The organism is Agrobacterium sp., assembly GCF_032092815.1.
In the GTDB taxonomy this organism is placed as follows: Bacteria; Pseudomonadota; Alphaproteobacteria; order Rhizobiales; family Rhizobiaceae; genus Agrobacterium.
The window spans coordinates 1-9,093 of sequence record NZ_DAMDBP010000077.1 but is presented as its reverse complement, the minus strand read 5'-3'; the positions used below and the strand labels follow the sequence as shown (position 1 = coordinate 9,093).

The 9,093-nt window shown below is 56.5% G+C and carries 12 protein-coding genes, 2 pseudogenes and 1 riboswitch; of the genes and pseudogenes, 7 read left to right on the top strand and 7 right to left on the bottom strand.

Annotated features, from left to right (window positions below; genetic code table 11):
* Positions 1-73: 73 nt before the first annotated feature.
* Positions 74-161, bottom strand: a riboswitch (glycine riboswitch).
* A gap of 120 nt (positions 162-281) precedes the next feature.
* Positions 282-472, bottom strand: a pseudogene (locus tag RT613_RS23165) (DUF3008 family protein).
* A gap of 142 nt (positions 473-614) precedes the next feature.
* Here RT613_RS23165 and RT613_RS23160 point away from each other — a divergent pair.
* Positions 615-1,034 carry a hypothetical protein gene (locus RT613_RS23160; protein ID WP_313618722.1) on the top strand — a complete coding sequence of 140 codons (420 nt, stop codon included), beginning with the start codon at positions 615-617 and terminating at the stop codon, positions 1,032-1,034.
* Between the two features lie 85 nt (positions 1,035-1,119).
* Positions 1,120-2,151, top strand: coding sequence for a copper chaperone PCu(A)C (locus tag RT613_RS23155; RefSeq protein ID WP_313618721.1), 1,032 nt, complete (start codon positions 1,120-1,122; stop codon positions 2,149-2,151).
* Between the two features lie 99 nt (positions 2,152-2,250).
* Here the strand turns inward: RT613_RS23155 and RT613_RS23150 are convergent, their stop codons facing one another.
* The gene (locus RT613_RS23150; RefSeq protein ID WP_313618720.1) at positions 2,251-2,547 is read right to left on the bottom strand and encodes a hypothetical protein; all 297 of its coding nucleotides are present in this window, start codon (positions 2,545-2,547) and stop codon (positions 2,251-2,253) included.
* 152 nt (positions 2,548-2,699) lie between these two features.
* Here RT613_RS23150 and crcB point away from each other — a divergent pair, with 152 nt between their 5' ends.
* From crcB to RT613_RS23125, 5 genes are all read left to right on the top strand, one after another.
* Complete coding sequence (gene crcB / locus RT613_RS23145; RefSeq protein WP_313618719.1) at positions 2,700-3,077, top strand: fluoride efflux transporter CrcB; 378 nt, start codon at positions 2,700-2,702, stop codon at positions 3,075-3,077.
* Positions 3,078-3,149: 72 nt separating this feature from the next.
* On the top strand, positions 3,150-4,142 hold the full coding sequence (locus tag RT613_RS23140) for an RluA family pseudouridine synthase (protein WP_313618718.1): 993 nt from the start codon (positions 3,150-3,152) through the stop codon (positions 4,140-4,142).
* Positions 4,139-4,774, top strand: a complete 636-nt coding sequence (locus tag RT613_RS23135; RefSeq protein ID WP_313618717.1) for an HAD-IA family hydrolase — start codon at positions 4,139-4,141, stop codon at positions 4,772-4,774. The genes RT613_RS23140 and RT613_RS23135 overlap by 4 nt, the downstream gene beginning before the upstream one ends.
* On the top strand, positions 4,774-5,568 hold the full coding sequence (locus RT613_RS23130) for an ATP12 family chaperone protein (protein WP_313618716.1): 795 nt from the start codon (positions 4,774-4,776) through the stop codon (positions 5,566-5,568). The genes RT613_RS23135 and RT613_RS23130 overlap by 1 nt, the downstream gene beginning before the upstream one ends.
* Positions 5,569-5,785: 217 nt before the next feature.
* Positions 5,786-6,223 carry a hypothetical protein gene (locus RT613_RS23125; protein WP_313618723.1) on the top strand — a complete coding sequence of 146 codons (438 nt, stop codon included), beginning with the start codon at positions 5,786-5,788 and terminating at the stop codon, positions 6,221-6,223.
* A gap of 299 nt (positions 6,224-6,522) precedes the next feature.
* Here RT613_RS23125 and fghA read toward each other — a convergent pair whose 3' ends face one another.
* The 5 genes and pseudogenes from fghA to RT613_RS23100 form a co-directional block, all read right to left on the bottom strand.
* Positions 6,523-7,356, bottom strand: coding sequence for an S-formylglutathione hydrolase (fghA, locus tag RT613_RS23120; protein WP_313618715.1), 834 nt, complete (start codon positions 7,354-7,356; stop codon positions 6,523-6,525).
* 22 nt (positions 7,357-7,378) lie between these two features.
* Positions 7,379-8,032, bottom strand: a complete 654-nt coding sequence (locus tag RT613_RS23115) for a DUF1345 domain-containing protein (protein ID WP_313618714.1) — start codon at positions 8,030-8,032, stop codon at positions 7,379-7,381.
* 20 nt (positions 8,033-8,052) lie between these two features.
* Positions 8,053-8,493 carry a YaiI/YqxD family protein gene (locus tag RT613_RS23110; RefSeq protein WP_313618713.1) on the bottom strand — a complete coding sequence of 147 codons (441 nt, stop codon included), beginning with the start codon at positions 8,491-8,493 and terminating at the stop codon, positions 8,053-8,055.
* Positions 8,490-8,951, bottom strand: a complete 462-nt coding sequence (locus RT613_RS23105) for a GNAT family N-acetyltransferase (RefSeq protein ID WP_313618712.1) — start codon at positions 8,949-8,951, stop codon at positions 8,490-8,492. The genes RT613_RS23110 and RT613_RS23105 overlap by 4 nt, the downstream gene beginning before the upstream one ends.
* Positions 8,948-9,093: pseudogene (locus RT613_RS23100) on the bottom strand (S-(hydroxymethyl)glutathione dehydrogenase); the annotation flags it as partial. The pseudogene RT613_RS23100 and the gene RT613_RS23105, both read right to left, overlap by 4 nt.

The following is a 9,093-nucleotide window of genomic DNA, read 5'->3' as shown; positions in this document are numbered from 1 at the left end:
CCTTGTCGCCTGAGATTGTTATCCCTTCGGCGAGCCTTATCCTTGCTAAAGGCGGCTTCTCTCCAGAGTCATGTATTCTCCGCTGGTCCTTTTGCCTGAGAGTTTCCGGGGCGGTTGCTCCTTCGGCACCGCACTCAAGCGGCTTCTCCCAGCGGGGAAGTTTGCTCATTATCTGCGAACCCCGTGGCTTGGCAAGGACCAAATGCCGCAGGCGAACAGATAATTGTCGTCATGGCGTCATCGACGTGGATTTTGACACGTCGCGACAGACCAAATCAGCGCTACTCTTTCTTGTCGACATGTTCGGGCAGACCCTTGTGGTCGGTGGAGGCCAAATCTTCAAGTTCCTTTTTGTCATGGACTTGGCCATTTCTTTTGAAGCACCTTGCAAGGATGATTTCTTGATTTCACCACGTTTGGCGGCCAGTGCCGCACCCGCTGCCTTCTGTTGTGCTTTTGACTTTGCAGGCATGGTCTTTCTCCCGGTTCGGAATGTTCCAACTTGAAATGCCGCGGGAAAAGCAATTGTTCCTTTTGCAGGACGCGATATAAACCTTGTCCAAGTTTGATATGCAGCAAAAAGCGTTTGAGTGTTTTGCTGTAGACGGGTGGCCATGAGCAAAAGAAAAACAGCGATGGAAAGGTTTGTGCGCATTTTCTGCGCCATGCTGATGCTGTCGCTTGGTTTTGCCCATAAGCCGGTCGAAGCGGCAATCGCCACACCTGTGCTGGATGAAAGCTACCGACTGCCGGATGGCACCTTTGCCGAGATTTGCTTTGGCCATGCCGAAGGTGAGGCCGCCGCTACCGATGCCGGGCACGGCGACACATCAGGTCATCTCGATATCAGCGGAAAGCTGTTCTGTGAGGCCTGCCTGCTTGCCTCATGCATTCTGTTGCCGCTGCCCGATAGCGAAACATGGCTCGTCACCAGTTTTGCCTGGCTGGACAATAGGCCTGCCACTGAACGTGTTCTGGTTGATACCACCATAGCCGAGCGATCCAGAGCGCGTGCACCTCCCTTTTTCATCTGATCCTTTGTTCCGAATTGAATGAAAACGCCCATTTTTGGGCATAGTGCGGTCGATGGTCCGGGGGACCTGCCGCAGGGATGACAAGATGAAAAAGATCACCGTTCTGGCCTATGCCACGATATTGTCTTCGGTTGCGTCAACGCAGGGCTTTGCCCATTCCACTTTCGTCAATGACAATGCGACGGCCGAAAGCAGCTTTGTGGCAGCGCTGCAGGTGCCGCATGGCTGTGAAGGCGGGCTGGCGACAACAGAGGTTCAGGTGCAGCTGCCGGAAGGTTTCATTTCTGCCAAACCACAGCCGAAAGCCGGCTGGGAGCTTGAAATCAGCAAGGGCAACTACCAGAAGACCTACAGCAATCATGGCCAGGAGATCAAAGATGGTCCGGTCGAATTCCGCTGGAAGAACGGCAATCTGCCGGATGAATTTTACGACACCTTCGTGTTCCAGGGTAAGATTTCAGGCGTGGAGGCGGGCACCGACCTGCCGTTCAAGGTCAAGCAGCTTTGCGGCGACAAGGGCACTGTTGTCTGGGACCAGATTGCTGAAAACGGCGCTGACCCGCATTCGCTCGCCAATCCTGCTCCGGTTTTGAAAATTGCTGCCAAGGCCGAGCATGGTGGCGGCCATGATCACGGTGCTGCTACTGCCGCGCCTGCCGCACATGGGGAACATGGTGTTCATGGCGATCACGCTGCAGACCATGCAGCCGTGAAGGCCGGTGATCTGGAGCTGACGGGTGCCTTTTCCAAGGCGATGTTGCCTGGCCAGCCGGTTGGTGGTGGTTTTGTCACCATCGTCAATTCGGGCAGTGCGGATGACAAGCTCGTCTCGGCGACCTCGGGTGCTGCCGGTCGTGTGGAGCTGCATGAAATGGCCATGCAGGGTGACGTGATGAAAATGCGCAAGCTGGATGACGGCATTGCCGTTCCGGCCGGAGAGACAGTCGAATTGAAGCCCGGTGGCCTGCACTTCATGTTCTTTGAAGTCAAAAAGCCATTTGCCGAAGGCGACCAGGTGCCTGTCACTCTTACCTTTGAAAAGGCCGGAAAGGTCGACGTCACGCTCTCGGTACAAAGTGCCAAACCGGGTCAGGCCAGCGAGCACAAGCATAATTGATGTATGATGGCATTTCGGTGCCGGAGAGATGATCAAACAAAAAAAGCGCCGGAGAGCCTCTCCGGCGCTTTTTTGCTGGGGGGATGTTATCTGGTCTGGTCAGGCAGCCTTGTCGTTGTCACGGCTTTCATTATCTTCATAGGCTTCCTGTACTTGTTCGTAGGTTGCCTGCGGATTTTGATGATGGCTGCTGGTCAGGAAATAAAGCGCCAGCGACGGTGGTTTGACCACGTTGATGAGCGCACGCAATTGCTGGTCGCTGCCTTGCTCGACGCGGCGGGCAAGGGCATGGATTGCCTCTTCGATCACCGTCTTGTTCGGAGTTCGTGGGGCTGGCTTCAACGCCTCCATGGCGTATGCGGCGGTGTTTGCCGAAATGCCGACGACCTGCGTCATAATTGTTTTCCACTATTATTTAGTGTTGACGATGGTTCATCCTATTGCGAGCAAGTTTCGTTCTGACTAAATCTTGTGGTTGTATTTTAGTAAAATTTGATTTTGTCTGGCATTCTGTATCGCGATCGCACGCATTGTCCTATGTTGGCACCATGATTCATGTATTGCTTGTTGCCATTGGTGGCGCGGTTGGTTCCGGTGCCCGTTATCTCTTGAACCTGTGGGCCGTTCGCCTGGGGGGCACCAATTTTCCATGGGGCACCTTCGCGGTGAACATTATCGGCGGGTTTGCCATAGGTCTGTTGTCGGAGATGATTATCCGCAAATTCAGCGCATCGACCGAAATGCGGCTGCTGCTGGTCACGGGTATGTTGGGGGGCTTCACCACCTTTTCTTCATTCTCTCTGGATGCGGTCGGACTGTTTGAGCGTGGCGAAATCGGTCTTTCTGCGGTTTATGTGCTGTCCAGCGTCGTTATTTCAATTCTTGCGGTTTGCGGCGGGCTGGCCTTGGGGCGCGCTTTGTTTTAAAGGCTCGTTTTAAATTATAGAGCCTGCCGAATAAGAGTTGCGGGCCAGAGACAACGAGACTGGAATTTTCCCATGGCAGGTATCGAGCATATCAAGGTTGAAGCCGACGAGGCTGGTATGCGGTTGGACCGCTGGTTCAAGGTTCATTATCCGGGGCTTGGGTTCGGTCCGTTGCAGAAGCTGCTGCGCTCCGGCCAGGTGCGCGTGGATGGCGGACGTGTAAAGACCGATGCCCGGTTGCAGCCGGGCCAGATGGTGCGTGTGCCACCGATTGATTCTGACGCCAAGGTCAAAGGCGGGCCAATTGGCTCCAAGGATCTCAAGCACGCTGAAGATGGCGATCTGTTGAAGCGCATGCTGCTGCATGAAGACGACAAGGTGTTCGTGTTCAACAAGCCGGCCGGCATTGCCGTGCAGGGTGGTTCGGGTGTGACCCGCCACATTGATGGCCTCTTGGAAGCCTGGGTCAGCCAGAAGGGTGAGAAACCGCGCCTGGTACACCGTCTTGACCGTGATACATCTGGCGTGCTGGTCGTGGCCCGTACACGCGGTGCCGCGCAGAAGCTGACAGCTGCGTTTCGTGAACGCGACACCAAGAAAACCTACTGGTCGCTGGTCAAGGGCGTGCCGCGCAAACATCAGGACAAGATTTCCAGCTGGCTGGTGAAAGAGCAGACGCCGGATGGTGACCGCATGCGTGTTGCCAATCACGGTGAGGAGGGTGCAGACCACGCCATTTCCTATTACCGCGTGATCGATACGGCTGCGCAGACAATGGCATGGCTAGAGATGGAGCCTTATACCGGTCGCACGCACCAGCTTCGCGTCCACGCCTTGCAAATGGGCCACCCGATCATTGGCGACCCGAAATATTACATTGATGATCCCAACTGGGATTTCCCTGGCGGTATCCAGAAGCGCCTGCACCTGCATGCCCGCCATATCGACATTCCGCATCCATCCGGCGGTCGCCTGCGTGTAACGGCGCCTTTGTCACCGCACATGGTGCAAACCTGGAACCTGCTTGGTTTCGATCAGGCTGATGGCGACAGGGACGACGAATGAAACTGGTCCTTTTCGATTGCGATGGCACGCTGGTTGACAGCGTCAGGCTCATTCATGAGGTGATGGCGCGCACCTTCGTACATTTCGGTTATGATCGTCCGGCGATTGAGCAGACCAAGTCGATTATCGGCAAACCGCATGTCGATGATGAGGCCACTGCAATGACCGCGTATTACAAGGCGATCTTTGCGGAAACCCGCGCCGAGGAAGGCCTGCAGGAACCGTTGTTTGACGGCATTTCCGAGATGATCGACAGGCTGGCAATGCGTGAAGACATCCTGATGGGGGCTGTGACTGGCAAATCGCGCCGCGGTCTCAATCTGATCATGGACACGCATGGTTTTCGCAAACATTTCATCGTGTCGCGCACGGCTGATGATTGCCCGTCGAAGCCGCATCCCGGCATGGTCACCGAATGCTGTGACGAAACAGGCATGGTGCCATCCGACACGATCGTGATCGGTGATGCGATTTATGATATGCAAATGGCCAAGGCTGCCGGTGCGACAGCCATTGGCGTGGCGTGGGGTTATGCCAGCGAACCGGAGCTTTGGGCTGCCGGTGCCGATGCCGTCGTGACCCACCCAAGAGAGATACCCGGTTTTATTCCGGGAACTGACGAGGCTGTGTAATGCGTGATCTGCTGAACGATCTTACCGAAGGCTTGAGCCATCCGGACCCCATTCTGCGTGCGCAGATACAAATGCAGAAACCGCTGCCGAAGCGTTTCTACAAGGAGGTTACGGTTGGCGAGGCAGAAGACGGCCAGTTTGCCGTGCTGCTGGATGGCAAGGCCGTCCGCACACCGGCCAAAAAGCAGCTGATCGTACCGACACAGGCACTTGCTGACCTGCTGCGACTGGAGTGGGATGCGCAGAAGGAAGTTGTCGATCCCGGCGTGATGCCGATTACCCGCATGGTCAACACCGCGATCGATGGCGTGGCCAACGATACGCAGGTGGTGTTCGAAGATATCTTGCGTTTTTCCTCCAGCGATCTCCTGTGCTACCGCGCCGGTGATCCGCCGGCACTGGTCGAGCGTCAGGGCGACCTGTGGGATCCGGTCGTCGATTGGGCAGCCAACAGCCTCGGCGCACGCTTCATTCTGGTAGAAGGTATCATGCATCAGGAACAGCCGCGTGAAGCGGTTGCCGCCTTTGCCGTAACCTTGCGCAAATATGATACGGCGCTTGAACTGGCAGCACTTCACACCATGACCACCATTACCGGTTCGGCCATTCTGGCATTGGCCTTTGCCGAAGGCGCATGGGGCCTCGACGACATCTGGCGCTTTGCGCATCTGGATGAAGACTGGACGGCCGAGCATTGGGGTGAGGATGAAGAGGCGATGGAACGTCGCGCTCACCGTTTGGTGGATATGAAGGCTGCTGCCGATGTTTTTGCGTCTGTAGCAAGTAGCTCTTAACACTTCCGTAACCTTAACTGGAAATCATAGCGACACATTCCGAGGGGCGGGGTTGTCGTTTATGTCAGGTCACTTGCAACGCATCACAGCGTTCTGGTCGGTTTTTCTTGCGGAAAACCGGACGGAAATTTTGCGTGCGCGCGCAACAGGTTCCAGGCGTTTGCTAAAGTTTCCTGTTCTGCGGTCCGGTGCCTTTCTGCTGTGCTGCATGGTGCTGATGTCGTTCCGGTTGATGCCAGATGATGGTGACAAGAACCGGCTGATTTATGACGTGCGTGGCGCCTTTGTCGCTGCCCAGCCTGACGTGCCGCATCGCCTGATGCAGCTTGTGCATTCCTATGTATCCGATGCCATTGATGTGACCAACCGCGCCAAGGTGCGGCCACGTGTGGTGCTGACCATTCGTCTGGTGTCGGTGAAAAAAGAGCCGTTCCTGTTGGGTGCGCGCTCATCGGCACGGGTCGTGGTGCGGGCAGCATCTGTGACGACAGGTGAAGTGATTGCCGAGGCGAAATTCACCGCCACGGTTTACGCCCTCGACAAGGAAAGCCTTGAGGGTGATCTGGCTTATGGCGTCGCTTCACGGGTCATTCAGGAATTTCAGCTGACCAAGCCGGGACCAGCCACATTGGCGACGGCGCTGTTTCCGAAGTGATTTTGCGGAAGGTCATTTGTAACCTTCGCGACTTTGTTCTCTTGCTTTCCCCGCTCTCCCTCTTCGCTGTGCTCGGGTACGACCCGAGGGATGTCACAGGGATCCAGTCAACACCAGTCCTGGGGCTGGAAGGAGTCTTCTTGCCGCGCAAACGCGCGGCAACTAGATTCCCGCAACAAGCGCGGGAATGAAGATGGTGGGTGGCGCTGCCGGAGCTAGTCCCCAGCGCCGCGATGGCAGATTACCGCATCCCTCGATTTTTTGACTGAGAGCACGGGAGTAGGCGTTTGACGCGTCAATCAGCCCAAACGTTCAGCATGCCACTTCAGGTGATCGTCCATGAAGGTCGAGATGAAGTAATAGGAGTGGTCGTAACGCTCATGCATGCGTAGCGTCAGGCCGATATCGGTTCCCTTGATCGCTTCTTCAAACAGCCATGGACGCAGGCCGTTTTCGAGGAAGCTGTCTGCCTTGCCCTGATCGATCAGGAATTCCGGGAAACGCGCGCCGTCCTTGATCAGGTCGCAGGCATCGTATTTGCGCCATGCCGCCTTGTCGTCACCGAGGTATTTTTCAAGCGCCGGTGCCGACCAGTCGGCGCTGGAAGGTGCAACGATGGGAGCAAAGGCCGAGCAACTCTTGAAACGTTCAGGGTTTTTCAGGGCGATGGTCATTGCGCCGTGGCCGCCCATCGAGTGGCCGAAAATGCCCTGACGGTCCATGTCGATGCGGAAGTGCTGCGAAACGAGGGCAGGCAGTTCCTCGGTGATGTAGGTATACATCTGGAAATGTTCGGCCCAGGGCTTTTCCGTGGCGTCGAGATAAAAACCGGCACCTTTGCCCATCTGCCAGTTGGTCAGCTCATCCGGCACGTCATTGCCGCGCGGGCTGGTATCCGGGCAGACCACAATCAGACCCAGTTCCGAGGCCATGCGGCGGTATTCGCCCTTTTCCATGACGTTGGCATGGGTGCAGGTGAGGCCGGAGAGGTACCACACAACAGGGCAAGGCTCCGAAATGGCCTTTGGCGGCACATAGACCGCAAAGGTCATTTCGGATTTGCAGCTTTCGGAATCATGGGCAAAAACGCCCTGCATGCCGCCGAAGGATGTGTTCTGGGAGATGATTTTCATGCTGTTTTCCTTGGAGTAAAGGTCACCCGGCCAGTGAAACCGCAGCATTCACGAAGGCTGCGACGAGGACGGTGTTGAAGAAAAATGAAACGATGGAATGGGCAAGCGTTGCCTTGCGCATGTCAGTGGTGGTGACACCAACGTCGGAGGTTTGCGCCGTCATGCCAATGACAAAGGCGAAATAGAGAAATTCATAAACGCCGGGGTTTTCCGTGTCTGGAAAATCCATGCCACCCTTATGGCCGGCACGACCGGCCGGCCGCCAGAACAGATGAGCGTAATGCATGGCGGCCATGGTGTGGATGGTTACCCAGCCAAGCAATACGGAGGCAAAGGCCATGGCAAGTGCCGGCACGGTTTCACCTTCGGCGTGGTTCAGCGCAAAAAACAGCGAAACGACCGAGACTGCAACGGCAATCAGTGTCACCGCAATGATGGCAATCGCTGGTGCATCATCGCTGTCGGCATGGGCCTCGAAATGAGTGGCTGTCAACAGAGGCAGGCGGCGCGCGATCTGCATGAGATAACTGAAGAAAAAGATCAGCGCGGCAATTTCAATGGCGAGCTTCGGGATGAGGTAAAGGGAGGCGGGCAGGGAGAGTGCTGCCAGCAACAGCGCAATGAGGAAGGGGCGGTGACGCCTGTCTATGCCGTGCCGTTTGCCGCCTTCACGCATGGCTTCCCCCGTTTAGCGGTTTATTTTTTAAGCCGGCGGCAAAGACGGTCAAGTGTCTCAAGAAAGGCAGACCGGTCGCGCGGGCTGAACGCTGCATTATATCCCTTGCTTTCACCGGTTTCGCGCAGGTGCTGGCCAAGGTCACGCATCGCGGTGGCCATGCCGATGTTGGACACGTCAAACACCCGGCCGGTCGGGCCGGTGACCATCGCTCCGGTTGCCACACAGCGACCAGCCAGCGGTACATCTGCGGTGATGACGATATCGCCCTCATGGGCGCGCTCGGCAATCCAGTCGTCAGCGGCGTCAAAGCCGTTGGACACAATGACGTTCTTGATCATCGGATCGCGCGACGGGCGCAGTCCGGAATTGGCAACGAAGGTCACTTCCAGATTGTGGCGTTCGGCGACTTTGAGGATTTCCGGTTTGACCGGGCAGGCATCGGCGTCAACATAGATCATGGTGCTGACCGTATCATATCGACATGCGGAATGCCGTCTTCGACATATTCTTCCGATGTGGCGGCAAATCCGAGCGAGCCGTAAAAGCGCTGCAAATGGCTTTGCGCGGATATCTCAATGGCCTCGCCGGGATATTCGTGTTCGCATGCAATGATGGCTTCCCGCATCAGCGCTTCGCCCAGCTTCTTGCCGCGGTGATCGGGCGACACGGCAACGCGGCCAATGCGCGGCAGCACATCTGCCGAGGGGCGCCAAACCCGCGCACAGGCCAGCAACGCGTTGCCATCCATCAGCCGCAGATGCAGGCAATCGACATCATTGCCATCCAGCTCCGGGTAGGGGCAATCCTGCTCGACAACGAACACATCCACGCGCAGCTTCAGCATGGCGTAAAGCTCGAGCGCGGAGAACGCGTCGAGCCTGCGCACATCGACCGTATAGGCTTGCGAGGTGCTCAATAGACCACCACGCCGCGAATGCTCTTGCCGGAATGCATCAGGTCAAAGCCCTTGTTGATGTCTTCCAGTGGCATGGTGTGGGTGATCATCGGATCGATCTGGATCTTGCCTTCCATGTACCAGTCGACGATCTTCGGAACGT